The sequence below is a fragment of the Amycolatopsis rubida genome (assembly GCF_900115345.1).
Lineage (GTDB): Bacteria > Actinomycetota > Actinomycetes > Mycobacteriales > Pseudonocardiaceae > Amycolatopsis > Amycolatopsis rubida.
On the sequence record NZ_FOWC01000008.1, the window covers coordinates 332966 to 358105 of the forward strand.

Consider the following 25140-nt stretch of genomic DNA (forward strand, 5'->3'; position numbering starts at 1 on the left):
GTCAGTCCCGCCCCTCGTGCTCGGCCGCGACGCGTCCGTCGCCGCGCCCGAAATCGTCGGACAGCCGGATGACGTCGTCGAGTTCCGGGGTTGAAACCTCGACCAGGGTGAGGTCGGTGGCCGCCTCGATCCGGTGCACGGCGAGCGGCCGCACGTGCACGATGTCGCCGGGGGCCAACGCGCGGGCGGCGAGGTCTTCGCCCGCGCGGTCGGCGTAGCGGAGGACGCCTTCGCCGCGCACGATGAGGTTCGCCTCCTCCTTCTGCTCGTGGTATTGCAAGCTGGTGCGTTCGCCGGCTTTGAGGTGGATGACTTTGAAGCCGAACGGCGCGTCCTCCGAGACCAGCCACCGCTCCTCGCCCCAGCCCTTGCGCACGACCTTCGCTTCGTTCAGCGAGGTGATCGTGAGGCCGCCGGTGGCCAGGCCCGGGCCGCTCGCGCCGGCCGCCGGGAAGATCTCGTGCAGGTAATCGCTGGAGACAGTCATGCCGTGCGGACGCTTTCTGCGAGGACGGGCGCGACGCTCGCGCCGGTGTGGACGAGGTAGTGCAGCTGGGCCGCGTAGACCGCCGCGCGCAGCCGGGCATCGAGGTCGATCCCGGGGGCCTGGGCGGCGATCCGGTCTTTGAGTTCGCGGAACTCGCCGGTGGCGAACACGTAGTGCCCGGCGATGACCGCGCGCTCGTGGTCGGAGGTCGTGGTGCCGGGTTTCAGCCACTTCCGCCACGCGCCCGAAGCGTGGGCGATCCGCAGGAATTCGTCGCGTTCGGCGGCGAGGCCCAGTTCGTCCAGCAACTCAAGCAGCGCCCGGGTCTCCACGACGCCGAACTCCGGCGCGACGTTCACCGCCGCCACCCCGCGCTGCATGAGCCGCCGCAGCGACTCCGCGGGGAGGTAGTCGGCGTTGTGCGCCTTGAGCGAGCTGCCGACGTCCGCGCACACGCGGGCCAGTTGCGCGACCGCGAACCCCACCGCGGACGGAGCGGTGAGCAGCGCGCCGGTGTTCTCGGTCTCCAGCACCTTCGTCCCGGTCTGGGCGACGACGAACTCGGGAGCGGGCAGCCGGTCGGCGGCGAGCCGGGAGCACACTTCGGTGACCTGGTCGCGGAACTCGGCCGGGTCGTTCGTGTCGACGCCCTGGCCCTCGAAGCCGATCTCGAACCGCACCTCGCGGCCGAGTTCCCGGGCTGTCTCGTGGCACTCGCCGTACAGCTTCACCAGCCGGGCGATCGCCCGTTCGAGCGCGGCGGAGCCGTCGAGATCGAGGCAGGTGTCGATGTGCAGCAGATCGAATCCGGCTTCGATGTCCGCGCGGAAGGAGGCGAGGCTGGCGGCCATCGCCTGCTCCTCGGAGTAGTTGCCGGCCCGCTCGGCCGGGTGCTGCCAGGGCCCGCCGTGGTCGCGGCAGAGCAGCAGCAGGCCGTCCTTGTCCTGGTCGCGGACGTAGCCGGCGAACTCGTCGGTGGTCCAGCGCTCGACGTACCCGCCGCCGAGCGCGGCGGATTCGACCTGACGGCGGCTGGGGATGAGCATGATCCGGGTGTCGTGGTCCCGCGCGAGCTCGACGGTGGCGTCCACGGCGTTCTTCGACATCGGCCCGACACCGAGCGTCGGCATCCGGGGTGGTCCGTTTCTGGTCATCTGGCCTTCTCCTCTGCTCCGAACCAGCTGATGGCCTGAAGTGTTCGCTGGTCGCGAGCGCACCGGCGGGCTTGCGACGAGAGGGTTGGGAGACGTCCGAGACGCTCCTCCCGGGCGAACGGCTGGCCGGATCGGTCACGACCAGTTATGTTCGCCCGATGAACAAAGTAGTGGTTCAGACCACGTCGGCATACCCCCAACCGAGCGAGGGCGCCGCGGCGAGGCTGCTGGACCTTGTCCACCGGACCGGCGGCCTGACCAGGGCCGAGGCGACCGCCCGGCTGGATCTGCCGCGCAGCACCGCAGGCGAGGCGGTCGCGGAACTCGTCGAACTGGGGCTGATCGAGCTGGGCCCGGCCGCGCGTCAGGCCGCCGGCGGCGGAGCCGTGCGCGGGCGGCCGTCCCCGCTCTTGCGCCCGGACCCGGCGGGCCCGGTCGTCGTCGTGGGCAGACTGGATTCCAGCGAGGCCGAACTGTCGGTCGCCGGACTGGGCGGCACGGCCGGGCCCCGGCGGCGGATCCCGCTGCCGTCGCCGGGAAGCGACCCGCGACGGGCGCTCTCGGCGCTGGCCGCCCGGATGCGCCAGGCGGTCGAGGAGAGCGGCCGTCCGTGCGCGGGCGCGGCGGTCGGGCTGGCCGGCATGGTCAGGGCGACCGACGGGCTGGTTCATTCGGCCCTGCACCTGAACTGGACCGCGGTCCCGGCCGCGGAGATCCTCGCCGCCGAGCTGCCGGAGATCCCGCGGGTCGACGTCGGCAAGGACGCCTCCTTCGCCGCGCTCGCCGAACACCGCCGGGGAGCTGGCCGCGGTGCGCGCACCCTGCTGATGCTGGCCTGCGAGCACATCGGCATCGGCGGAGCCGTGCTGCAGCAGGGGGTTTCGTTCACCGGGGCCGGAAACGCGGTCGAGGCGGGGCATGTCGTGGTCGACCCGGCCGGCCCGCGGTGTCCGTGCGGCATGCGCGGCTGCCTGGAAGTCTCGGCGGACGGCCGCGCCCTGCTGGGCCGGACGCCCGCCGACCCGGGCGACCCGGCCGAGGTCAAGGAGCTGTTCCGCCGGGCGGCGGCGGGCGAGCCGGGGGCGGCCGAGCGGATCGGTGCGGCGGCCCGGTGCCTCGGCCGGGCACTCGCGAGCCTGGCGAACCTGTTCGACCCGGACCGGATGGTGCTGAGCGGGGTGCTGGGGGAGTACCTCCGGGTCGCCCCGGGCCGGATTCACGAGGAACTGGCGGCCTCGGTCGTGGCGCGCGCACAAGCTCCGGCCGTGGTGGCGGGAACCGTCGCCGGCCCGGTCCTCAGCGGGGCGGTCGAGCATGCGTTCGGCCCGTTGCTCGCCTGCCCGCGCTTGCTGGCGGAACCGGCCTAGGCGGCACTGACGGTTCGGAGAAGACTGAGCTGTCCTCGCGTGTGCCGTGAAGCGGGAGTCCGCACTCGACGGTGCGCCGTGGCGACGATCGAGCTGGCGAGCACGCTTGCAGAGCGAAGCGCAGGCCAGGCCGTCGTGCCCAAGAGATCCTGCATCTCGCATCGTCGCGACGGCCCCGATGCGTCGTGGCCGGGCGTGCCGGCCAGGACCCTTCGCAGCGGCGGCACCGGAGACGTCGGCTGCCCTGCCGGCCCGGCCATCTCGCACATCACCGGCGAAGATCTGCCCGCGAGACACCGCGGCCAACTGGCCCGGTCAGCGGAGCGGCGGCCGCCGGGGCAACTGTCAGCCGCCTCGCGCGTCTCCTGAACAGTGATCAACAATAGCTGGCAACCTGACTTAGGAGGCATCATGGCTACCGGCCGCGTCATCGGCGTTGCTGGCATCAGCGCACTCGCACTCGTGCTGGCGGGCTGTGCTGGGGGAGGGAACCAGGCGGGAGCCGGGAGCGCCAGCAGTGCGGCCGGCGGGGCGGCGAAGTCGGCACCGCACGACCCGTCTCCCGCCTCGGCGGAGACCTCCGGGCCCTCCCGCAGCGCGGCGGCCCCGGCGGAGCAGCCCGCGGACGCGTCCTTGCCCGCGGCGGAGAAGCTCGTGCGCAGCAAGGGCTACACCCCCAATTCCGACACCTCCTGGCCGCGGCCGAAGGACCTCAACGTCATCGTGGCGCTCAAGTCCGACGCGCAGACTTCGTCCAGCCAGATGGCCTTCTTCTTCCACGACGGCCGGTTCCTGGGCACCGACACCGCCACGCCCAGCGCCAACATGAGCAAGAAAGCACAGGACAGCACCACGATCACCCTCTCCTACCAGCTGTACCAGGCGAATGACCCCAACGCGGAGAACACCGGCGGAGCGGCGGACGTGCGCTACCACTGGACCGGGTCCAAGCTGGAGCCGCTGGACCCGATTCCGACCGACGACCCCAGCGCCGACCACAGCCGCCGGTAGCCCTTCTTCGTCGCCGGGCCTGATGCCCTGCCGTCGGACACGTATCCAGCTCGTCCGGCGTCCCTCGCGCATGCGGGAGCGGGTTTCGTCGGCCTGACTGGGCAATTCCGGTGCGACGGGGCTTCGTGCGGGCATGGCCGGGCGTGCTCGCGGCTGTTCCCATGCGCTGGATCTGTCGCTTGTGGACACCGAGGCCGATGTCCGGCGGCAGCGGCGTCTCGGCGCGGACCGTGAACCACGCCGGTGCCTCGCTCGCACGGCCGACTCGGGTTCGCACCCGCAGGAGGCGGTCCGGAGCGGTACCGGGCACGATCGGTGCATGAGCGCTATCCCGTGGACCGGCAGGCGGGGCCCGCTCGTGGCCGAGATCGCGGTGCTGATCGTCCTTGGTGCCCGTCGACGCCGTGCTGTTCGCGCGTTCCGGTCCGGCGACCGGGTGGCTAGCGACGGTCGCCGCCGAGTTCGCGCCCGGTCTCGGTCCGGTCGTGGCCGTGCTGCGGCGACGGTTCCCCGGGCACGTCGCGGCGGTCGCGACAGCGGTGTCGGGGTTATCGCTGGTCAGCACCGCGCTTGTCGCCGCGCTCGGGCAATGGCTGCCGCCCCAGCCGAGCGGAGCGGAGGCGCTCGCGATCGCGCTGGTTGTCGGCTCGGCGTGCCACCGTTTGCGGCCGCGACCCGCCTTCGCGCAGGCAGTGCTGGGCGGAGTCGCGACGGTGCTCGGCTCGCCCACAGCGTTGTTCGCCGCGGCCGCCGCCGTCGCGTGGGGTGCGGCGCTGGCCGTCGGGCTGCTGCTGCGTGACGCCGACGCCCGCGCCGGTGCCGCGGCCGCCGAGGTGCGCACCGCCGAACGGTTGCGGCTCACGCGTGAGCTGCACGACCTGGTCGAGCACCAGATCACCGGGATCGTCGTGCGGGCGCAGGCCGCGCACCGCGTCGCCCAGCGCCAGGGCGGCGATCGGGCGAGGCTGATTGCCGTCGAATCAGGTCATGGATAGGTGAAGCTGTCCCAGCTGGATCGAATTTCATCGATTTCGCGAAGCTGCTTGGAAGAATGAACCGGCGGATTCTTGGTTCGAGCCCGCGCGGCGGGCCAAGCCCAAGTCGGCGACCTGGACTTCGCCTTGCCTGCAAGCGGGGGCGATTTAGTAGTGAATCGCGGTCAGGGGCTGACTGGTGCCTCATGGGTGCGACGATCGAGCTAAAGCCGCGATGAATCCAACTTCATTGCCGCCGGGAATTTTCTTTCCCGCGCTGATAGGCATGGCGAAGCGCGTCCGGCGGGTCGCGCGTGTTGTGGCGCTGCCCCCGTATCGGGGTGGCCGGATGTCACTGACCTGCGGTTATCGCAAGTCCGCAGGAGCAACACCGGCCGGCGTCCTCGAAAGCATGGCTTTGCTCAAGTTCTGCTCCGGAAAACTGGCATGAACGCGCGGTCCGAGTTTGCGCAGGCGGCCGTCTCGCCGAGCAGGGCCGCGGCGCCCAGCGCGCCCAGGTTTATCGACGGTCTCCGAGGACTTCGCGGGCTTCACGAGACGGCCTCGGCGAGCAGGGACTGGTTGCGTTCGCGGATGCCGGGCGGAAGACGGTCCAGGAGGTTGGCGACGGTCACCGACCGCAGAGACGCGCGCCAGGCCTGGTCGGCCTCGTTCATCACCGCGTAGATGGCGCACGGTTCGCGACACTGGCGCGTGGTCAGGGCGCCGGCGCCGCGCTGCCGGATTTCCTGGCAGACGAAGGGCGCGGCCGATCCTTCGATGGCCTCGACGACGTCCAGCACTGTGATCGCGGCGACCGGCCGGGCCAGCCGGTAGCCGCCTTTGGGGCCGGTGACCGCGTGCAGGAGCCCCGCTCGGGCCATGGCCTGCAGATGCTTGGCCAGGACGGTTTCGGGCAGGCCGTAGTGTCCTGCCAGGGTGTCGCGGCGGACGCTGGCGGACGCGGGCGCCAGGCCCAGCAGCGTGACGCAGTGCAGGCCCCACTCCACTCCTTGCGAAAGCTTCATGACCCGAGTATAGCTATTCCGGTCATTAAATGTCTGTAATAACTGGGGTGAAGGTGCGCGGATTGCACGTCCGCCGGTGGGGTGCCGGCGGCCAGGTGGCGGTGTTGGTGCACGGCATGAGTGCCGACTCGGGCAGTTGGTCGCGCCTGGGGCCGGAGCTGGCCGGGCGCGGTTACGAGGTGCTGGCGGTCGACCTGCCCGGTCACGGCCGGAGCCCGCGATGGCCCGGTTACACGTTCGAGGAGATGGCCGACGCGCTGGTGGCCGCGGTGCCGCCGGGCCCGGAGCTGATCGTCGGCCACTCCCTTGGCGGGCGGTTGGTCTCGATGGCCGTGGACCGGATCCGTCCCGCCAAGGTGATCTACGAGGACCCGGCCTGGTCCGCGGGGACCGAAGAGGTCGCCAGGGCTTTCGAGGCTCGCCGGAACGCGACGGCCGAACAGCTGCGGGCGGCCTCTCCCCGCTGGCCGGAGGCAGCCCGCCAGGCCACACTCGCCGCGCTGGAGCGATGGGACCCGGCGACGGCCGGCCTGGTCCGCTGTCAGCACGCACACTGGCCCGCCGTCGCGTCCGGGACGAGCGCGCTGGTCGTGCTGGCCGACCCGAGCCCGGTAGTCCCGCCGCAGGCCGCCGCTCGGCTGGCCGGCGACGGGTTCGTCGTCCGCACCGTGCCCGGGGCCGGGCACGTGATCCACCATGACGATTTCGACGGGTTCGTCTCGGCTGCCGGGCGATGCTGGTGACCGCGACGACGACCCTGGGCCCGGCGGTCCGGCTGCGTGGGCCGACGCTGGTGGTGCTGTTGTCGGCGTGGTTTCTGGCCCAGTTCGACTTGTTCGTCGTCAACGTCGCCGTGCCCTCGCTCGCGCACGGTCTGCACGCTGACGCCGGCGCGCTGGAGCTGATTGTCGGCGGCTACGCCTTCACCTACGCGGCAGGGATGATCACCGGCGGCCGATGGGGCGACCGGTTCGGTCATCGGCCGGTGTTCGTCGCCGGCGTGGCGGGATTCGCGCTGACCTCGCTGCGGTGCGGGCTGGCGGCCAGCCCGGACCAGCTCATCGCCGCCCGGCTGGCCCAGGGCCTGGCCGGTGCCGTGATGGTGCCGCAGGTGCTCGCCGTCATCACCGTCAGCTGTCGCGGCGGCGCGCGGACTCGTGCGCTCGGCTGGTACGGCGTCGCGGGCGGCCTCGGCTCGATCGCCGGGCAGGTCCTTGGCGGCTTGCTGCTGCACGCCGATCTTCTCGGCCTCGGCTGGCGGGTGATCTTCCTGGTGAACGTCCCGGTCGGCGTGGCGGTCGTCCTGCTGGCGCACCGGCTGCTGCCCCGCACCGGCCCCGGCGGACCCGGCCGCCAAGACCCGGTCGGCGCCATCGGCCTGGCCGCGACACTCGCGCTGGTGATGGCGCCGCTGACTCTTGGCCACAGCCAGGGCTGGCCGCCCTGGACCTGGGCTTGCCTCGGGTTGAGCATCCCCGCCGGGTGGGGGACGGCGGCGTGGCTGCGTCGCCTGCACGCCCGCGGCGGCACACCGGTGATCGAACCGGCGTTGCTGCGCCGCTCGTCCTACCGGGCCGGGCTGGGGACCGTCACGGCATTCATGGCCTACTTCGCGTCGTTTCTGTTCACCCTCACCCTGTTTCTGCAGGAGGGTCTGCGGTTGGACGCGGTCACCGCCGGGTTGGTGTTCGCTCCCATGGGCGCGCTGTTCTCCGTGAGTTCCGTCCTCAGTTCTCGTTTGGTCGCCCGGCACGGAGCCCGCGCCGTCGCTGTCGGCGCCGTCCTGACCGGACTCGGGCTGGCCAGCTTCGTCCTGTGCTTGCACACCACCGGTATCGCGACGGCACTGGGCTGGGTCATCGCCTCGCTCGCCCTCGTCGGGATCGGCAACGGCCTGACACTTCCGCGACTCATCGGCCTGGGTCTGGTCGATGTCGAGCACGAAAACGCCGGGATCGGCGCGGCCGTGCTCACCACCGCCCAGCAGTTCGCGGCCGCAGCGGGGGTCGCGGCGCTCGGCAGCGTCTTCTTCGCCGTCGTCCCGCACGACGGCACGGTCCGCGCCATGCAGTGGATCGCATTGGCAGACCTGGGCCTCATCGCACTGGTGTTCCTGCTTCTTGTCCGCACTTCGCGGCGCTAACCGCACTCAACCTGGAGATCACATGTCCATGCGCACCACCAACTTGGGAACCACGGGTCCGGTCGTCTCGCGACTGGGGCTCGGCTGTATGAGCATGGCCGGCAGCTACGGATCCGCCGACCCGGAGGAGGCACGGGCCACCCTCGCGGCCGCTCTCGACGGCGGCATCACTCTCTTCGACACCGGCGACTTCTACGGCGACGGCGCCAACGAGGAACTACTCGGCTCGGCCCTCGCCTCCCGTCGCGACAAGGCTGTCCTGGCCACCAAAACCGGCGTGCGCCGAACCGCCGACGGGCTGGTGGCCGACGGCCGCCCCGACTACCTGCGCCAGGCCTGCGACGCCTCGCTGCGCCGGCTGCGAACCGACCACATCGACCTGTACTACCTCGCCAGAATCGACCCCCAGGTACCGATCGAGGATTCGGTCGGTGCGCTCGCCGGACTGGTCGAGGCGGGCAAGGTGCGCCGTATCGGGTTGTCGGAAGTCTCGGCAGCCACTCTGCGCCGTGCCCACGCGGTGCACCCGATCACCGTGCTGCAAACGGAATACTCGCTGTGGGAACGCCACGTCGAAGACGATGTCCTGCCCGCCCTCCGCGAACTGTCGATCAGCCTGGTCGCCTACAGCCCGCTCGGCCGGGGCCTGCTCACCGGCGCGGTTCGCGCCGGCACGCGCTTCGCGTCCGGAGATTTCCGTGCCACCGCCCCGCGCTATACCGGAGCCAACCTGACCGCGAATCTCGGCACCGTCGAGGCCGTCAGCGCGATCGCCGCCGACCTCGGCGCCACGCCCGCTCAGCTCGCCCTCGCCTGGCTTCTCGCCCGAGGAACCGACATCGTTCCCATCCCCGGCAGTTCCCGCCGTACCCACCTGCATGACAACCTCGCCGCCATCGACCTCCGCCTGACCCCCGACGACCTGGCCCGCATCGACGCCGCCCTTCCCCCAGCGGGTGCCCGCGGCGACCGCTACGGCACGCACAGCATGACAATGATCGACCAGTGAAATGCTGCCCGACAGGCCGCGCGGCGCCGCATGACGAACATCGCGACGTCCTGTGTCGTGCGCCGCCGTCAAACCCCGGTCCTGCGCAGGAGGTGCCGGCGGTTCTGCTCGGCGTCACCGAGGGCGCAGCGTCGTTGCGCGGCCGTCGCCGGGAGCGGGTGGGCACCACGGTCTCGGCAAGCCAGTTGCGGCAGCGCCTGGTGGTGGCGGCCGGTCCCGGTGCTCTGGCGCACGATCGAGTGCGGGCAGGTTAGCAACCAGGTCGGATTTGGTTTCACTGTTCGGGAGTGCGCCAGTGCGTCGGCGTGGGCGACCCAGCCCCGCCGTGGAGGGCGGCGTGCGCATCCGCCTTTCGACCGACTCCACGACGGTGCCGGCTGCCCGAAGCTGCTCTCGGCCTGCCAGGGTGAGGTGGCTGGGCAAGGCTCTGCCGTGCGATGTGCTCGCCGGGCGGGCGACCAGTCCACGCAGCACCAGGTTCATGGACTGACGCGAGACGAACACGGCGCGCGCAAGCTCCGCGTTGGCGCAACAGTTTGCACGAAGGAAGCCAGCTCGCCGAGACGGCGCGATGCCGAGGCTTGGCTACTCGCAATGCCGAGCGCGCCACCGCCTATCGATCGCGCACGCGGAGATCAGGAGAATCCGCTGGAACCGGGTGCGCACCAGGGGTCAGCGCAGGTCCAGCTGGGCGAGCGGTGATTTCGCCCCACGCTCCTCGATGACTGTGACGGACGGCTCGACCAATGGCAAGTCCGGAGACGGCGCGCGGCCCGTACGGTGGCCGCGCTGCGTGTGCTTCATCGTCAAGGTGGGACCGCTGAGACCAGTAGCTGGGAAGCCTTGCTCACCGCGCGAGTTCTCCCGCGGTGGTCTGTCCAGCGGTTGGAGGTGTGTCGGTCCGCACCGTCTTGAGAGCCGTGCGACGGCGTGAACGCTCCGGCGGGCGGGTCCGCGTCCTTTTCGCGAGACTGGCTTTCTTCCGCGCCCGGACGTCCTCCCGGCGTGAAGAGTCCCGCCACTTCGTGAACCATGCCCTGTCACGTCAGCGGGCCTTGACCTGCCGTGGACGACACTTGCCGCAGCGCGCACTTCACCGCAGCCGATCTTGGCTCGCTGGCGCTGCGGCAGCACGAGGCAGAACAGCGACCATTCCGCACCCCGGACCGCTGGTGAGGCAACCACATGACCACGGTGCTGCCTGTCGCGGACAGTGAAAGATCCCCTAGGCGGCCAGTTCCCGCCCCGCTTGTGCCGCTGACGATGATCGGTTACGTGCGGTCCTCGGCTGGGATCTTCCGCGCCGTCTCGCATCGGGGTCTGTCCATTGAGGACATTATCGGCCAGTCCCGGCACCGCCGAAGCGGCGGCAGAACTCTCCGGCATCATGCGGCGGCTCGGTTTTCCGTTCACTCCTGGGCAGGAAGTGCCGTCGCTGCCCGGAGTCGCGTACTTCTCGGATAACCGCAGCGCGCGCCTTCCTGTTTGCCCGGAGAACATGAGTGCCTGCCGAGCCTGCTGATCAGAGGATTCGCCGCGCACCGGGAAATCGGTGCCGAACTCCGGGCCGACGCGGCAAGTCTGCATTACCGGCCACTGCTGCGAAACGGACTGACCGCATCGCCGTGTCCGGGCCGCGCCGAACGTATGCGTCATCGCGGCTCCGGCACGCTGTGCGCCCGCGCAGGTCCAGGACCTGCGCCCGGTCGCCGGACGTCGCGGCTCCGGCGCGGGCCGGATTCCAAGGAGCCGCAGTCGGCGAAAATGCCGATAGGGCGACGCGGGCCGGGGTGCGTGTAATCCAGTCCGTTTCGTCCGGCATTCCGGGCGGCACGGAGGCGGTTGGACGGGTGCTCTTGTGCGGACGCTGGCCGCCGGGTACCAGCGTCGCGGAACCGGGGCGCGCCGGGTGGAGTCCGCCGTGAATCGCGGTCTGGGGACCTGCGGATGCGAGTGCTGACGATGGTCGATCGGGCTTTCGGCGGGCAGGGGAGTGCGCCGGTTCCGGAGCCGCGCGACAGTACGGGCCGAGCCGGGTCGTCGGCGTGCCGTGGGCAACGGCTCGGGACAGCGTCAAGGTCCGGGCGGGCCGGAAGTCCTGGCCAGACGAAGGACGGTGGTGTGGTCCGGCGGCGTCTCTCAGACTGTCGGGGCGAGGTGAACCATGACAACGAAGGACGAACTCGCCGAAGCGCTGCAAGCCGGGCCGTTCTGCCGCGCCCTGTCCGCGGCCGCGCGCAGCCGCGGACTGAGTCTTCGCCAGTTGCAGTACCGGCTCGGTGCCAAGGGCGTCTCGCTCAGCGTCATGACGCTGAGCTACTGGCAGAGCGGGCGGAGCCTGCCGGAAAAGCCTGAATCGCTCCGGGCGGTAGGGCTGCTGGAGGACATACTCGCGCTGCGCCCGGGATGCCTGCTTCGGTTGCTCGGTCCTGGCCGGCCGCGGGGCCGTGGCGTCCGTTCGACGAAACCGGCCGACCGTCTTCACCGCGCATGGGGCTTCCCTGCCTTCCTGCCGTCGCTGCTCGCCCGGCTTCCCGGCGGCGTGGAAGATCCTGTTCGCAAAGTCGATCTGAGCGAGTCGTTGCACGTGACAGCGGACCGGTGCGTCCAGCGAATCGAGGTCCGGGAACTGGTCGAAGCGAGGCGCGACGGGACGCGCACGATGATTGTCGCGGCCCGGAGCCGGCCGGGCGCCCCGCTCCCGCTGATCTCGCGTGGCGATCAGTGCCGGCCGGGCACCGTCCTCACCCTCCTGGAAGAGGGCTTTTCCCTGACCGAACTGGTGCTGGCCAAGACGCTCGGGCGCGGTGAACGGCTCGCCATTTCCTATGTGCAGGAATACCCCCGGCCTGCCTTCGCCGACCGCCATCACCGCCGGATCGCCGAATCAGTCGCCCGTTACCGAGCCCGCTTCGTTTTCGCGTCCGGCGCGGAACCGCTCGCGTGCCGGACGTGGCGCTCCCGCACTCCCGAGGGAGCGACGACCGGCTGGATCGACGTGCGGCCCGACCTCCGGCGCACCGTCCGCCTGGCGCGGCGCAACGCGACTCCTGGAGTCCACGGCCTGCACTGGACCTGGGAATAGCTTATCTCTGTTTACGGAAGCTCTCCCGGAGGGGTTTCCCGGCCGATTGCGACCGGTTAGATTCCAGTCGCATTGTTCTCGCAGCGCGAATCCGATCCAGAGGAAGGCAGGCGGATGAGGAAAAGCAGTGCAGGAAGAGTCCTGGCCGCGGGCGTGATCGCCGGCGCCATGACCTGTCTCGCCGCATCGCCCGCGGTGTCCGCGAGCCGGGTCCCCAGCTACCAGACCTGGCTGACCGACGTGCACACGGCGATGCAGGGCGGCGCAGCGTACCTCGACGGCAGGATCGCGCAGGGCGGCGAGAAGCTGGCTGTGGTCACGGATATCGACAACACGGCCCTCGAAACCTATTACCGCCCTGGCGAACCGACCGCCGACGTGCTCTCTTTCATCAAGCACGCAAAAGAAAAAGGTGTCGCCGTGCTGGTGGCGAGCTACCGCAGCAGCGCCTCGGACGCCAAAGAAGCACTGGTCGACGCCGGCTACCCGGTGGACCGGGTCTGCGTCCGGAAAAGCTCGGAGAAGCACGCCACCGATACCAAGCAGCGCTGCCGCAAGGACTACGCCGCAGCCGGATACACCATCATCGCCAACGTCGGGAACCGCCCCGGCGATTTTACCGGAGGCAATTACGAGAAGGGCTTCAAGCTCCCCGACTACAACGAGCAGCTCTCATAGCGCTCGTCTGACTGGCGGCGGCGAAACCGCGCGGAGGAGTATAAATCGTGCAAAGATCACTCTTTTTCCGGGAAAAATGCTCGTCGGCTCCCGGTCCGTGGCGTGAGCGCGAGACAATGCTTCCGGAATCTTGCGGGCTGGTTTCGCGACGGTGGCCTCCTGAGCTGAGAAGGCCGGGTTCCAGCGCCTCTGGTCTTCGTCCTCCCGCGACTCGTGGTTTCTTCGCCCGGACAGGCGCCGTCCAGCGAAGGAATCGTTGAATAGGCCCAGCAATGACGAGCGCTGCTGGCTTGCTCGGAATGCTTCGGCGAAGCACGATGCTTTGTCCGGATCTGTCAAAAGTCCACCTGATTGAGGTAAACCGTACCTCATTCCTTTTCTGGCCGGCCTGGACGGCTCGACGCATCGCGGTCCGGGCTCAAGCGATCGTCACCTGCGGTCATGGCGGGACGGTCGCAGCTGGGTGCCCAGTGCGCCGCGGTCGAGGTTCAGGTCGGCCGCGGAATGCCCGCAGTGGTCGCAAAAGCTCCGTCAGCCGGTGTTCGATCGGCCGCAAGGCGAGTCCGGGCCGTTCCTGCTGCTCGCCGGTCAGCCCCGCCTGCCTAGGCGCGGCGCCTGATGTTCCATCAGCTTTCATCAGATCGCGCTCCGCCGGTTCCGCATACGGCCCGATATGTGTGGGCAGCGCGGCGGCCGCGTCGCGAATCGCAGTCGCCAGGAGGTGCTCGGCTTCGGGTGCCCTTCTCAATCCCTCGTCCGGCAGGTCGGGCAGTGTCGTGGCGCTCGAAGCACGCATTGGCGAACCGCGGGCAAGTGTCCATGCTGGCCACGACGATCCGCGCGTCCACGGTGAGCGGTGTCGTCGAGGTTTCCGGTCCGCGCTGCGGATGGCTGTTCGAGCCCGGTCGCTCCCCACCGGGCAAGCCGGAATGCGGCCCGACTGCGCGGCACCGCGCCGCCAGCTGAGCGACAAGGAGTACGTGTTGCCAGGCAACAGAAGGCCGCAGTCACCGGCGAACATTCGAAAACCCGGCACCGCAGTGCGGTAAGCGTGGAGCGCGAGTCGCCGAGCGTGGGAATCAACCGGCGAAGCTCCCATTCGCCAGGGATTCCAGCGGCTCAGTCGCCGCCAATCCCGACCGGAACACCCGAGCGGCCTGGTGATTAGGCCACGAGGCGTAGTCGCCGGGCGGCGGCCCTCGGTTGGGCCGAGGATGGACGGATGACGACGCGAGGAGGATCTCGCCGGGCTGGAATGATCGGGCTGCTGACCGGAGCATGGTTCGCGGCCTGCATGACGGTGCTGTCGGCGACGGTGTCGTTGCCGCAAGCCCCTTTCTGGGGCGCGACGCTGATCGGCATCGGAGCGGGCGCGGCGTTCGGCGCGCTGGCGGGACCGGCGTTCGCCCGGGCGGAGCGCGGGATGTGGCGGGCCGCCGGAGAGGAGCTGAACTGGCAGCAGTTCCGCGGCGCCGCGCGCGCCAGCCGCTCCGGGCGAGGGCCGGACGACCCCCGGCTGCGCGAAGCGGCCATTCGGCTGGGGGTCTACCGGCTGGCGCAGCACCGCCGCCAGCGCAAGAGCGCGCTGATCTCCTGCTGGTCGGCTGCCGGGTTCAGCGTGCTCGCTGCGGTCCTCGGCAATGGGCTCGCGGTGCTCAGCGCGGTCTGGTTCACCGGGCTCGCCATCATGTTCCTGCATGAGCGCACCAGGCTGGGCAAGGCCCTGCTGCGCCTGCGAGCGGCACCGAACGAGTGAAGGAGGACAACGTGAGATCCCGGACGTACTGGCTGTTCGCGCCCCCAGCACTCTTCTTGGTGCTGCTGCTCGGATTCACCGTCTTTTTCGGCGAGCCTTGGGACCAGGCCACACTCGGCAGTCTCACCGCAGCGATCGCGGTGCTCGTGATCTCCTTCGCGGCCGAGACGCTCACGCGTCGATCCCGCCGGAAGGGCTGACCGAACAGCTCCGGATTGCGGGGCCGCCGATCAGTCCCGGGTCGCTGGGACAGCCGAATCTCCAGCCCGCCCCGCGGGTTCAGGACACGACCCGACGTCCGCCAGCCGGTTCGCTTGCCCGTTCGCGCGGCCGCACAGCCGCGGGATTCGGCCGGTTGGCACGAAGACCGGCTGAATCTCAAGGAAGGTGGGATGGCCGCTGCGGCACATTCGCCAATCAGTCCAGGCTCGAGTCCGCACAATTCGATGGACCCGGCAGGCCGTTGTCGCCGTCGGCCGTGACTTGTTTGCCCGGCAGCACCTTTCCGACGCCACGTCCGAGGTGCTCTGGCGACGAAGACCAAGCTCTCGGCGACTCCGCAGCAGCAGCCCCGTCCGAAGACCGAGGCCGCAGCCTGCGCGCCGGTCGCGATCCGCAACCCGATCTCCATGGTCCGCCGACTGCCCACAGCCCGGTGCATCAGGAGAGAAGCCGCTACCCCAGCCTAACCGCCGCAATGCCACAGTGGATCTTCGTCGGCGTTGTAGGGTCCAGCAATTTCAACGGCCGTGCGGACATCCAGAACGTTCCTGACGGGAAGCAGACGAAGATGCGATCCGCACACCAGGAGGCCAGGCGCCCTTGCCCGGCACTGCTCGTCTCTGGCGGACCGATGGCCGAAGCCCATGTCGGGTCTCGTATCGCCGAATCCGTAGCGGGTGGGGCCGGATTCGCGCAGGCGTGCGGCGAGGAGGGTGAAGTCGCTGGAAACGATGCAGAAAGCCGTCGAAGCGGCCCGAGCAGAACGGGTCCATCGCGTCGATGACCGTCGCGGCGTCGGTGGCGTTTTTCCCGGTGGTGTAAGCGAACTGCTGGATCGACTGGGCGAGCAGGTGATCCTTCCAGCCTTTGAAGTTGGTGCCCGTAGGCGCGTTTGACATCTGCGGTGCCGTACTTGGCGACTTCGGCGAGCAGCCCTGCGACGTTCGAGGGGCGTGCGTTGTCCGCGTCGATCAGCACCGCGAGCCTGACCGCGTTCTCGCCGCGCCGCCGGGCCGAGCGGCCCTCCTCGCCCTGGTCCCATGGCCACGCCTTGACCTGGCAGCAGCAAGAGGAAGGGCGCTCATCATGGCCTCGTCGTGCCGGCGGCAAGGGGACTTTCGGGCTGGGGCGGACCTGCTTCTTCGCGTATGGTGCGCCGTCCGTGTGGCCCTCGATCGTCCTCAATGCCAGCGGTGGGGCGCGCCGAGGACGGCAGTGTGATTTGTTCGGGGAATCGGGCATCGGCTGAGGGGCCGTGGGCATGATGGCCGAACCGGGGGAGCGGAAGGACCGGTCTGCGGCGGTCGGGTTCGCCATTACTCCTGCGTTGCGATTGAGGAGCGTGACGAGGTGGTCGCTGCTCGGTTCCGGTGCCTCAGCCACGATGCGGTCCCGTTCGTCGTGCCCGTCCTGCGGAGTGAACTGCTTGACCAGCTCCCGGCGCATGATCTTCCCGGTCGACGTCGCGGGAAGCAGGTCGACCGGGAAGCGAACCAGGCGCGGGCGTTTGCCGGCGGCGAGGCGTTCACTGGCATAGGCGGGCAACTCCTCCTCCGTCGCCCCGGACCTCGTCGCCGACCGGGCCCGCCGCCGTCGCGACGGCCGGGTGCGCGGCCAGCACCCGCTCGATCTCGGCCGGGCAGACATGGTAACCGCCGGTGACGAGCATGTCCTTGCGCCGATCGACCACGAACACGTGCCCGGTTCCGTCCGTCGTGGCGATGTCGCCGGTGTGCGACCAGCCGTCCGGCTCGATCGCCTCCGCCGTCGCCTCGGCGTTGCCGTGGTAGCCGAGCATCACCCGGTGGACCGCGCACCATCAGCTCGCCCGGCTTCCCCGCGGGCGCGTCGTGTCCCACGTCGGCGATGCGGACGTTCAGCCCGGGGAGGGCCACGCCGATGGAGCCTGGCACCGGTTGCGCGTGGAGGGTGTGGGGGTGCCCCGCAGCTCGATCAGCGGGGCACCGGAGCGCGTTTGCCGGCGCTCGGTGGTGGACAGCGGGATCGTCTGACCGCCGACGGTGCAGCGGGTCAGCGAGGACAGGTCGGCCTCGTCCAGTTCGGGGCGGACAGGCAGCATCGGGTACATCGCCGGGATGCCTTCGGCCATCGTCGCGTGGTGCTCGGTGAGGAGCCGGAGGGCCTCGGCCGCGGCGAAGCGTTCCATCAGCACGACCGTGCCGCCGGCCAGGGAGGTCCCGTTGAGGGCGACGTCGCCCTAGACTAGGGGAGCGGGCAGCGCGGTGACCACGATGTCCCGTTCGTCGCGGCCGTGCATCGTCGAGGTCAGCGCGCGGCTGAGCAGAACCGCCTGATGGTTCTGGACCGCGCCTTCGGGTGGCCAGTCGTGCCCGAGGTGTAGCCGATCGTGCAGGGCGCGGTCGGATCGGCGGTGAAGGCGGTCGGTTCGCCCTCGGCCGCGAGAAGCTCGTCGAATCCGAGCGCGCCGTCCGCGCCTCGGCCGAAGGCGACTACGGCCCGCGGGGCCGGTAGATCGCGGCTCAGCTCGGCGACCCGCGGTGCTGGTGAACACGGCGGCTGCTCCGCAGACCCGCAGCTCGAACGCCAGTTCTGCCATGGTGAGCATGACGTTCGCCGGGCCGACGACTGCGCCGGCCGGGAGAGCTCCGCGGTAGGCGGCGATCCATTCCCGCCGGTTCTGGGAGTGCAGCGATACCGGCTGCCCGGGACGGACGCCGCGTGCGAGAAGGCCGGCGAGAGCGTCGAGTTCCGCGAAGCTCAGCGTCTTCGCCGGGTGATCAACGCGGCCTTGCCGCCGAATCGCGCGGCCGCGGCTCGCGGGATGTCACCTGGACCGTTCACGGGACCTCCTCGTCTCGGAGACGACCGGAGACCTGACCCGCGCGTCCGGCGGCACACCCGAACGGGTGGGCCGCTACAGCGTGCGCCCGCCTACCGTGAGCGGCGGATCGGTTCGTCTTGTCCCAGCCGGACATCCGCGCCGGAGACTTTTGTCCGCCTGCTCCATCGGCCGGCCGGGCACTGAGCGGCACTGTGACGAGGGCGACACACCATCAGTTCAAGGAGGAACGAATGGGCGAGGTTCTGGCAGAGGGCTACAACGTCTTCGATACGACGAAATCGCCGAGCGGGACGGTGAAATACCTGTCGTCGCCTGCCGAAGTGATCTCCCTGATCCAGTCCGGCAAGCTCAAGGACCACATCCTGCTCGTCCGCGGCGGCACGACGACCTTCCTCGCCCCCGCGCTGAGCATGGGTGCGATCGGCGTGATCACGATGTCGGGTGCGCCGGAGTCGCACCTGGGCATCCTCTCCCGGGAATTCCAGACGCCGTGCGTGATGACCGCGCACCTCACCGCCAGCGAGTCGCGGTACGTCGTCGGCAACACCGACGAGGCGCACTTCGAGGAGATCGCGAAGGAGCTCGACGGCCGCAAGGTCCGGCTGGACTGCAGCGACCACGAGACCGGCCGGATCATCGCCGACTGATCGCCATCGAAACCACTTCGCTTTCCTCGAAGGAGTCCATGCATGACGACCACTGAAGGCAGCAAGGCGACGTACAAGAAGCGCTACGAAGACGCCGACGACGGCCTCCGATTCCAGGAGCTGACCTACACCGGCAACTTCGTCGGCATGGAACCGGTCACCGACGGCATCCTCGGCGACAAGATGATGCGCGCCCGTGCCAAGAGCGGCGTGCTGGAGCGGGTGTCCAAAGAGGACGTCCTGCGCGCCGAGTTCACGATCGACGAGCTGAACGACCTCAACAACTACCTGGCCTGGAACATCTGGGACGTCCTGGTCATGCGCGCCACCGAAGGCGTCTCGGGGATGATTCCGCGTCAGGAGTACGAAATCCTGGCGTTCATGCACGAGTTCTACCGCTGGCCGGAACTCCTGCGGATGACCACCGACGAGGTCGGCGCGCAGGGGGTCATGGACATCGGAGCCACCGCCCGCCGCGAGATCGGCACGAAGGTCAACGCGGTGCACGACTGGGCCATCGGCGCGGTCGGTTTCGGAATGGGCCGCTGCGGCCTGCTCGCGCTGGAGGCGATCAAGCCCGACGAGTACATCGGCGAGTCCAACGAGATCCTCAAGTTCATGCAGCGCGTGCTGTGGGGCAAGCGGCAGGACGGCTACATCCTCAACTCGCAGGACCGCTACCGCTGCCGCATCCACGAAGCGGATTTCCTGGAGCAGATCACCTCGCAGAGCGAGCCGCTGGAAGCGGGCAGCCCGGCCCACTCGGCGTTCACGCAGTTCAACGCCGCGGCCGAACTGCTGTCCTTCCTGGACCACTACGACTGCCGGCTCGGGCTCGGCGACACCGGGCCCTACGAGCTGCCGGACGGCCGGTTGCTGATCCTGCGGGACCTGTTCGTCAACGAAGAGGTCTTCCACTGGAGCGACGTGTGCGAGGACGAGAAGCTCCCGCACTGCTACACCCTCGCCCTCACCATCGACCCGGAGAAGATGGGGCTCAACGAGATCCGGGTCAACGACATCTCGACGACGTTCACCCGGCCGAAGAACTACATCGAAGCCATCGTCGGGGGCGCGGTGTTCGCCCGCGAGAAGTGGAACACCCCGATGGGCGAGGTCTACCCGATCAAGATCGCCGACCTCGGCGACCACCTGACCCGGGTGCAGAACGCGACCCTGAAGCTGTACGCGAAGACGTCGAAGATGTGCCGTCGCGACCTGATCTGGAACGGTCAGTACGTCTACTACGTCGACATGATCCTCCCGCACCTGCGGCTGGCAGGCACCTACGAAAAGGCCTGCCGCGACTACGACCTGTGGGAGGTCGACCAGCGCGTCGCGAACTACTACTACGACATCACCAAGCGCGGCTTCGCCCAGGAGACGGTGCCCAGCAAGATCTTCTCCGGCGCCGGCTACCTGCCGTTCCCGGACGGCGCGGACGTGCGCCGATCGAAGTACCGCTGGCTCTGATCCCTTCCGTATCCGAGTGGACGGGGCCGGCGCGCCGGCCCCGTCCCCCTGGGCAAAGGACGCACATGACTGTGGCCGCTCTCGAAAAAACCGATTACGACGTTCTCAACACCATCACGCTGAAGAAGATGGCCACCCCCGCCGCCGTCGTGCGGGCAAGCGGCCGCGACACCGCCGAAGTCGAGACCGCGTTCGAGCGCCTCGCCGCGCAAGGTCTCGTGGCCGTGGCCTCGGGAGCGGCTCTGCCCACCGACGAGGCCGAGCCCGCGCTCCTCGACGCTGCGGCACGGATCTACGCTTCCGTCCGGACCGACCCGCTCGTCGGCTCGCTGGTCGAGAAATTCGAGACGGTGAACCGGCACTTCCTCAAGACGATGTCCTCGTGGCAGCTGATCGACGCCGGCGGCAAGAAGATCGCCAACACCCACACCGATTCGGCCTACGACGACAAGGTCGTCTTCCGGCTCGGCCGGCTGATCCAGCAACTGGTTCCGCTGCTCGACGCGCTCGCCGAGCACGACCGCCGGTTCGCGATGTACCAGCGCCGGTTCACCGCCGCCACTCACGCGGTCGACCGCGGCGAACACGAGCTCGTGTCCTCGCCCACCGCCGACTCGATCCACAACATCTGGTTCGAGTTCCACGAGGACCTGCTGCGCACGCTGGGCCGGGAACGCGCCGAATGAGCGGAAAGGCGGACCCGGTGCAGAACCCGCAGTTCACTCTCCGGTTCGACGAAGCCGACCCGGAGGCGGTCGACCGCCTCGGCGGCAAGGGCGCCGGCTTGGCGCGCATGGCCCAGCAGGGGTTGCGCGTCCCGCCGGGGTTCATCGTCGCCACGGACGCCTGCCGGAACTACCTTGAGGAAGACAGCATGCCGGCCGGCCTGCTGGACGAGGTCTACGCGCGGCTGGCCGAGCTCGAGGCCGCGACCGGCAAGACATTCGGCGCCGGCCCGACGCCGCTGCTGCTCTCGGTGCGCTCCGGGGCTCCGGTGTCGATGCCGGGGATGATGGACACCATCCTCAACCTCGGCGTGTGCCGCGACGCTGCGATCGCCCTGGCCGCGGCGACGGGCGATGTCCGGTTCGTGGCGGATCTGGTCGCGCGGTTCCACTCCATGTACGGGGAGATCGTCCTCGGCGCGTTCGGCGACGACACGTCGCTGGACGATCTCGTCGCGATCGAGGCGGCTGACGACCCTGGCGCGGTTTTCGACCGGGTGTGGGCGGCCTGCTCCGAGCGTCTGCTGGACGAAACCGGCGAGCGGGTCCCCGAAGATCCGCGGGAGCAGCTGGCCGGCGCGGTGCGGGCGGTGTTCGGTTCGTGGAACAACAGCCGGGCTCGCACCTACCGCGAGTTCCACCGGATCCCGCACGACATCGGCACGGCCGTCGTGGTCCAGTCGATGGTGTTCGGCACCATCAGCCAGGACTCGGGGTCGGGCGTGGTCTTCACCCGGGACCCGGCCACCGGCGAACCGGGTTTGTTCGGCGAGTACCTCGCCCACAGCCAGGGCGAGGACGTCGTCGCCGGAACGCGCACGCCTGATCCGGTCCGGGACGCGCTGCCGGCACCGGTGTTCGAAGAGCTGGAGCGAACCTGCTCGGCACTGGAAGGACAGCTCGGCGACGTCCTCGACATCGAATTCACCGTAGAACGGTCGACGCTGTACTTCCTGCAGGTCCGCAGCGCCAAGCGCACGGCCGAGGCCGCGGTGCGGATCGCCGCCGACTTTCTCGCCGACGGCTCCGTCTCGCCCGCGAAGGTCCTTTCGCGCGTCACCTCCGAGCACGTCCGGCAGGTGCAGCGGCCGGGCTTCGACACCGACGAGGTGGAACGGGCTCGGGCCGGCGGGAGGCTGCTGACGACCGGCACCGGTGCGTGCCCGGGCCAGATCAGCGGGAACCTCGTGCTCGATCCCGATCGAGCGAAGGCTGAGGCCGCGGCGGGCCGTGACGTCGTCCTCGCCCGCGCGGTGACCAGCCCGGCAGACCTGCACGGCATGATCGCCGCCCAGGGCATCGTGACCGCTACCGGCGGATCCACCAGTCACGCCGCCGTGGTCGCGCGGGCGTTGGGCAAGGTGTGCGTCGTGGGCGCCTCGGCGATGAAGATCGACTCGGCCGCCCGGACGGCCACCGTCGACGGACAGGTCCTGGCCGAGGGAGAGCCCGTTTCCCTCGACGGAGCCACCGGCGAGGTCTTCACCGGCGAGTTCACGCGCGGAACGCCCGCGGCGGCCAGTGGTGCCCTCGGCGCTCTGCTGGACGCCGCGAGCCGCCAGCTGACCGACGTCGCGGTCTTCGGCAAGGTAACGCTGCCCGGCGATGTCGAGACCGCGCTGTCGGCCGGCGCCCACGGACTGGTGACCGCCCTCGACGACGTCCTCGCCGCGACGGGCCACCTGGACGCGCTCGTCGAGGCGCTGATGCGGGACGGAGCAGCCGATGCCGACCGGTTCGGCTCGGTCGCCGACATCGTCGCCGCGGAGTTCACGCCGCTGCTGCGCGAGGCCGGCCGCGTCGAAGTCGGCGTACGCGCCATCGACCTGGTCTCCGACGAGTCCCGCGAGCTGATGCGGCAAACGGCCCTGACCAGCCGATACCCGGCCCTCGCGGTGCCACTGGGCATTCCGGCGCTGGTCGAGGCCCAGCTCGCCGGGCTTCGGCGGGCCATCCGCGACTCCGGGACGCCCGCGAAGGTCCACCTCGCGATCCGGCACGTCTCGGACCCGGCTGAAGTCGTCGCCCTGCACGAGATGAGTCCGCCGGACGAGAGCGGATTGCGCGTGGGGGCGTACCTCACCAGCCCGCGGGCGCTGGCGAACTTCGCCGGCATCGCCGCGGTGGGCGATCGGATCTGGCTGGAGCTGCGGGTGCTGCAGGCGGCGATGTTCGGCATCCCGGCCCGGCAGCTGCTCACGGCGGAGCCGCTGGACAGCTATGTCAAGCGCGGCATGCTGAGCACGGATCCGCGATCCGGGATCGACCCGTCGCTCGACACGGCGTTGACACCGCTCGCCGATCGCGGCAGCGGACTCGTGGGGGTCCGGCTGTCCGGAACGGTGTCGGAATCGCTGGTCGCCGGGCTTTACGGCAAAGGTTTCCGGCGGTTCGCCGTGGACGCCGGCGAGACCCGGCCGGCGCTGCTGGCCCTGGCCAAGGCCGCGGCAGCCGGGTGAGGGCGGACCGAACCCCGGGGCCGATCACCCCAGCGCTGTGCGGGTGATCGGCCCGGCCGCGGTGAGGTTCTGGGCGTACTGCCGCCGAGGATTCCGCCTGTCTCTTGCGCCGGTAGGGTGAAGCGCGTCGGGGAAACAGCCATCGCGGCCGCGGAGGAGCCGGTGCATCGCCGCTCGAAGACGGACCCTGCGAAGTCGCCAGCCCGCCGGCATCGATTGAGGTGTCGTGTTCGGCCGAGTGCGGATTGACCGCGCGGAGTGGCGGGTGATCCGGCCTGGCCGCCCTCGAAGCGGCGGTCGGGCCGGCCCGGGTCGAGGGCGCGGGACGGCCTGAGCGGTGACGACGAAGCCGGGAGTCTCGCTCGGCCGGAGCACTTCTGGCCGGCTGGACGGGGCGCTGAACCCGCCCGGGGCGCGATCAGGGTGCGGCGGTCTGCAGCAGGCCGGCCTTGAGGCGATCGATCACTGCGTCCGGGACGCCGCGGGTGCGTGCCCACCCCTTGGCGCCGTTGAACTGCTTGTCGAGGTGGTCGAGGAACGCCTGGATGGTGTTCTCGTCGGTCTGGTAGAGCTGGGGCGGCACCGCGGCCATGTGGTCGCGGTAGTAGGGCCATCGCCGGAACCGCTCGACGATGCGCGGCATGTTCTGCTGCGTCGTGAGGTAGTCGCGGACGATCTCCTCGCGCTGAACGCCGAGCAGCGACAGCACGAGGGCCGTGACGACACCGGTCCGGTCTTTGCCTGCCGCGCAGTGGAACACCGCGGGCCGGCCCGCCAGCGCGGCGAGGAACCGCACCACGTTCGTCAGCATCGCGCCGGAGGCCGTCAACGTCTGCAGGTAGAACTGAAGCGTCTGCTCCGCGGGGTCCAGGTCGGTCACCGGCGCGTCGCGCAGCGGGGCGTTGAGGTAGCAGACCGCCGCGCGGGCGAGGAGCCCGCGGCCCTGTTCGACGGCTTCGGCTCCGCCGCGCAAATCGACGATCAGCTCGACGCCGAGCACGTCGACCAGGTTGGCGGCGTCCTGCTCGGTCAGCGCCTGAAGGGTGTCGCTGCGAAACAGCGCACCGGCGCGGACTTTGTGTCCATCGCCGGTGCGCAGTCCGCCGAGATCGCGGAAGTTGTACGCGCCGGTCAAGCCGGGGGAGAGATCGAACGGCATGTCAAGCCCCTTCGCAGACTCGAACGATCGCAGCCAGAAGCTCGTCCGGCACCGCCGAGCTGATCGGGGCTGGAGCGGCGAGGGAAGCGACCGCCGTGCGACGACGCTGCCGGCGCGCCGGCACCGACGGCTGCGTCTGGTCCTTGCCGTCACAGCCGCACCCGCAACCTCCTGGCCGAGCTGGTGCTGCGGTTGTCGCGGGCAGCGCGCACGCGCCGACCGGCCCCGCCGCGGCGGCATCGCCGAGAAGGTGGGCGGAAAGCTCCTGTGGCCACAGCGCGACGAACTCGGCGCCCGCGGCGGTCAGTTCCTCGACACCGTGCATGCCCCAGGCGACTCCGACCGCGCGGATGCCCGCGGCCAGCGCGTCGCGTACGTCGCCCGCCGTATCGGTCACCAGCACAGTGGCGGCGGGGTCCGGGGGGAGCACCTTTCCGGTCTCGTCGTAGTCGGCCGAACACCGCCGGCCGAACCCGCTGCCCGCGTCGGCGAGGAAGGACGTGATCGCTGTGCGTTTGTCCGGGGCGACGTCGCCGCCGAAGACGTGAGCGAAGCAGTACGCCAGGCCGTTGTCGGTCAGCACGCGCCGGAGCACCTGCATGGCGTTCGACGACATCACCGCCAGCGTGCAGTGCCCGGCCAAGGTGCGCACGACGTCGGACACGCCCGGAACCAGCGGCGGAGCATAGTCCTCGCGCAGCAGGGCCAGGAACGCGTCGGTGACTGCCGCGGCGTGTGCCTGATTGCGGCAGATCCGGCGGATCGACTCGAACACATTGCCCTGGAACAGTTCGTAGTACCGCTGCGGACTGTCGACGCCGAGGTCGAACCGGTCGTTGATCCGGGAGAAGATCTCCCAGGACGCGGTTCTCGTCTGGACCAGCGTGCCGTCGAGGTCGAAGAGCACCGCCCGTACCGGGCGTGTCGGGGCTGCCATGA

At 70.0% G+C, this 25140-nt stretch carries 23 protein-coding genes and 1 pseudogene; 16 read left to right on the top strand and 8 right to left on the bottom strand.

Annotation, left to right across the window (positions count from 1 at the left end; all coding sequences use genetic code 11):
• Position 1: 1 nt before the first annotated feature.
• Together BM362_RS29020 and BM362_RS29025 are read right to left on the bottom strand one after the other, a co-directional pair.
• Complete coding sequence (locus BM362_RS29020; protein WP_093575279.1) at positions 2–487, bottom strand: cupin domain-containing protein; 486 nt, start codon at positions 485–487, stop codon at positions 2–4.
• Positions 484–1641 carry a tagatose-6-phosphate kinase gene (locus tag BM362_RS29025; protein WP_093575280.1) on the bottom strand — a complete coding sequence of 386 codons (1158 nt, stop codon included), beginning with the start codon at positions 1639–1641 and terminating at the stop codon, positions 484–486. The genes BM362_RS29020 and BM362_RS29025 overlap by 4 nt, the downstream gene beginning before the upstream one ends.
• 158 nt (positions 1642–1799) lie before the next feature.
• Between BM362_RS29025 and BM362_RS29030 the strand changes: the two genes are divergently transcribed.
• The 3 genes from BM362_RS29030 to BM362_RS29040 all read left to right on the top strand — a co-directional run bounded on the left by BM362_RS29030 (position 1800) and on the right by BM362_RS29040 (position 5014).
• The gene (locus BM362_RS29030) at positions 1800–3008 is read left to right on the top strand and encodes an ROK family transcriptional regulator (protein WP_093575281.1); all 1209 of its coding nucleotides are present in this window, start codon (positions 1800–1802) and stop codon (positions 3006–3008) included.
• Positions 3009–3419: 411 nt separating this feature from the next.
• The gene (locus tag BM362_RS29035; protein ID WP_093575282.1) at positions 3420–4019 is read left to right on the top strand and encodes an LppP/LprE family lipoprotein; all 600 of its coding nucleotides are present in this window, start codon (positions 3420–3422) and stop codon (positions 4017–4019) included.
• A gap of 389 nt (positions 4020–4408) precedes the next feature.
• A complete protein-coding gene (locus BM362_RS29040) occupies positions 4409–5014 on the top strand; it encodes a histidine kinase dimerization/phosphoacceptor domain-containing protein (protein ID WP_244287317.1) in 606 nt (201 codons plus the stop codon).
• 530 nt (positions 5015–5544) lie between these two features.
• Here BM362_RS29040 and BM362_RS29045 read toward each other — a convergent pair.
• A complete protein-coding gene (locus tag BM362_RS29045; protein ID WP_067592504.1) occupies positions 5545–6021 on the bottom strand; it encodes an RrF2 family transcriptional regulator in 477 nt (158 codons plus the stop codon).
• A 29-nt stretch (positions 6022–6050) separates the two neighbouring features.
• Here BM362_RS29045 and BM362_RS29050 point away from each other — a divergent pair, with 29 nt between their 5' ends.
• From BM362_RS29050 to BM362_RS47680, 9 genes are all read left to right on the top strand, one after another.
• Positions 6051–6764 (top strand): alpha/beta fold hydrolase, encoded by a 714-nt coding sequence (locus BM362_RS29050; RefSeq protein ID WP_208865368.1) that lies wholly within the window; start codon positions 6051–6053, stop codon positions 6762–6764.
• Positions 6761–8164 carry an MFS transporter gene (locus BM362_RS29055; RefSeq protein ID WP_208865369.1) on the top strand — a complete coding sequence of 468 codons (1404 nt, stop codon included), beginning with the start codon at positions 6761–6763 and terminating at the stop codon, positions 8162–8164. The genes BM362_RS29050 and BM362_RS29055 overlap by 4 nt, the downstream gene beginning before the upstream one ends.
• Before the next feature lie 28 nt (positions 8165–8192).
• Complete coding sequence (locus tag BM362_RS29060; RefSeq protein ID WP_342029824.1) at positions 8193–9173, top strand: aldo/keto reductase; 981 nt, start codon at positions 8193–8195, stop codon at positions 9171–9173.
• A gap of 2164 nt (positions 9174–11337) precedes the next feature.
• Complete coding sequence (locus BM362_RS29070) at positions 11338–12258, top strand: hypothetical protein (RefSeq protein WP_093575285.1); 921 nt, start codon at positions 11338–11340, stop codon at positions 12256–12258.
• Positions 12259–12372: 114 nt separating this feature from the next.
• A complete protein-coding gene (locus BM362_RS29075; RefSeq protein WP_067592481.1) occupies positions 12373–12936 on the top strand; it encodes an HAD family acid phosphatase in 564 nt (187 codons plus the stop codon).
• Between the two features lie 771 nt (positions 12937–13707).
• A complete protein-coding gene (locus BM362_RS46970) occupies positions 13708–13902 on the top strand; it encodes a hypothetical protein (RefSeq protein ID WP_143132503.1) in 195 nt (64 codons plus the stop codon).
• A 256-nt stretch (positions 13903–14158) separates the two neighbouring features.
• Positions 14159–14692 (top strand): hypothetical protein, encoded by a 534-nt coding sequence (locus BM362_RS29080; RefSeq protein ID WP_143132504.1) that lies wholly within the window; start codon positions 14159–14161, stop codon positions 14690–14692.
• An 11-nt stretch (positions 14693–14703) separates the two neighbouring features.
• Entirely contained in the window at positions 14704–14892 is a 189-nt protein-coding gene (locus tag BM362_RS29085) for a hypothetical protein (RefSeq protein ID WP_143132505.1), read from the top strand.
• Positions 14893–15627: 735 nt separating this feature from the next.
• Positions 15628–15810 carry a hypothetical protein gene (locus BM362_RS47680; RefSeq protein ID WP_157905109.1) on the top strand — a complete coding sequence of 61 codons (183 nt, stop codon included), beginning with the start codon at positions 15628–15630 and terminating at the stop codon, positions 15808–15810.
• A 629-nt stretch (positions 15811–16439) separates the two neighbouring features.
• Here the strand turns inward: BM362_RS47680 and BM362_RS48395 are convergent.
• The 3 genes and pseudogenes from BM362_RS48395 to BM362_RS50705 all read right to left on the bottom strand — a co-directional run bounded on the left by BM362_RS48395 (position 16440) and on the right by BM362_RS50705 (position 17696).
• Entirely contained in the window at positions 16440–16715 is a 276-nt protein-coding gene (locus BM362_RS48395; RefSeq protein ID WP_067592472.1) for an AMP-binding protein, read from the bottom strand.
• Positions 16716–16790: 75 nt separating this feature from the next.
• Positions 16791–17108, bottom strand: a pseudogene (locus BM362_RS48400) (AMP-binding protein); the annotation flags it as partial.
• Between the two features lie 24 nt (positions 17109–17132).
• A complete protein-coding gene (locus BM362_RS50705; RefSeq protein ID WP_208865377.1) occupies positions 17133–17696 on the bottom strand; it encodes an AMP-binding protein in 564 nt (187 codons plus the stop codon).
• A gap of 272 nt (positions 17697–17968) precedes the next feature.
• Between BM362_RS50705 and BM362_RS29100 the strand changes: the two genes are divergently transcribed.
• The 4 genes from BM362_RS29100 to BM362_RS29115 all read left to right on the top strand — a co-directional run bounded on the left by BM362_RS29100 (position 17969) and on the right by BM362_RS29115 (position 23042).
• Complete coding sequence (locus BM362_RS29100; protein ID WP_067592468.1) at positions 17969–18385, top strand: PEP-utilizing enzyme; 417 nt, start codon at positions 17969–17971, stop codon at positions 18383–18385.
• 42 nt (positions 18386–18427) lie between these two features.
• Entirely contained in the window at positions 18428–19858 is a 1431-nt protein-coding gene (locus BM362_RS29105) for a hypothetical protein (RefSeq protein WP_067592465.1), read from the top strand.
• A gap of 65 nt (positions 19859–19923) precedes the next feature.
• Positions 19924–20544 (top strand): hypothetical protein, encoded by a 621-nt coding sequence (locus BM362_RS29110; protein WP_067592445.1) that lies wholly within the window; start codon positions 19924–19926, stop codon positions 20542–20544.
• Entirely contained in the window at positions 20541–23042 is a 2502-nt protein-coding gene (locus BM362_RS29115; protein WP_093575287.1) for a pyruvate, phosphate dikinase, read from the top strand. The genes BM362_RS29110 and BM362_RS29115 overlap by 4 nt, the downstream gene beginning before the upstream one ends.
• Before the next feature lie 418 nt (positions 23043–23460).
• On the opposite strand, the gene BM362_RS29120 is transcribed toward BM362_RS29115, so the two are convergent.
• Positions 23461–24201 carry a tyrosine-protein phosphatase gene (locus BM362_RS29120; protein WP_093575288.1) on the bottom strand — a complete coding sequence of 247 codons (741 nt, stop codon included), beginning with the start codon at positions 24199–24201 and terminating at the stop codon, positions 23461–23463.
• A 1-nt stretch (position 24202) separates the two neighbouring features.
• Positions 24203–25138, bottom strand: coding sequence for an HAD family hydrolase (locus BM362_RS29125; protein WP_093575289.1), 936 nt, complete (start codon positions 25136–25138; stop codon positions 24203–24205).
• Between the last annotated feature and the right edge of the window lie 2 nt (positions 25139–25140).

Coding starts and splice junctions, on each gene's coding strand:
- BM362_RS29020 (WP_093575279.1), bottom strand. CDS start 487: ATGACTGTCTCCAGCGATTACCTGCACGAGATCTTCCCGGCGGCCGGC.
- BM362_RS29025 (WP_093575280.1), bottom strand. CDS start 1,641: ATGACCAGAAACGGACCACCCCGGATGCCGACGCTCGGTGTCGGGCCG.
- BM362_RS29030 (WP_093575281.1), top strand. CDS start 1,800: ATGAACAAAGTAGTGGTTCAGACCACGTCGGCATACCCCCAACCGAGC.
- BM362_RS29035 (WP_093575282.1), top strand. CDS start 3,420: ATGGCTACCGGCCGCGTCATCGGCGTTGCTGGCATCAGCGCACTCGCA.
- BM362_RS29045 (WP_067592504.1), bottom strand. CDS start 6,021: ATGAAGCTTTCGCAAGGAGTGGAGTGGGGCCTGCACTGCGTCACGCTG.
- BM362_RS29050 (WP_208865368.1), top strand. CDS start 6,051: ATGTCTGTAATAACTGGGGTGAAGGTGCGCGGATTGCACGTCCGCCGG.
- BM362_RS29060 (WP_342029824.1), top strand. CDS start 8,193: ATGCGCACCACCAACTTGGGAACCACGGGTCCGGTCGTCTCGCGACTG.
- BM362_RS29070 (WP_093575285.1), top strand. CDS start 11,338: ATGACAACGAAGGACGAACTCGCCGAAGCGCTGCAAGCCGGGCCGTTC.
- BM362_RS29075 (WP_067592481.1), top strand. CDS start 12,373: ATGAGGAAAAGCAGTGCAGGAAGAGTCCTGGCCGCGGGCGTGATCGCC.
- BM362_RS29080 (WP_143132504.1), top strand. CDS start 14,159: ATGACGACGCGAGGAGGATCTCGCCGGGCTGGAATGATCGGGCTGCTG.
- BM362_RS29100 (WP_067592468.1), top strand. CDS start 17,969: ATGGGCGAGGTTCTGGCAGAGGGCTACAACGTCTTCGATACGACGAAA.
- BM362_RS29105 (WP_067592465.1), top strand. CDS start 18,428: ATGACGACCACTGAAGGCAGCAAGGCGACGTACAAGAAGCGCTACGAA.
- BM362_RS29110 (WP_067592445.1), top strand. CDS start 19,924: ATGACTGTGGCCGCTCTCGAAAAAACCGATTACGACGTTCTCAACACC.
- BM362_RS29115 (WP_093575287.1), top strand. CDS start 20,541: ATGAGCGGAAAGGCGGACCCGGTGCAGAACCCGCAGTTCACTCTCCGG.
- BM362_RS29120 (WP_093575288.1), bottom strand. CDS start 24,201: ATGCCGTTCGATCTCTCCCCCGGCTTGACCGGCGCGTACAACTTCCGC.
- BM362_RS29125 (WP_093575289.1), bottom strand. CDS start 25,138: ATGGCAGCCCCGACACGCCCGGTACGGGCGGTGCTCTTCGACCTCGAC.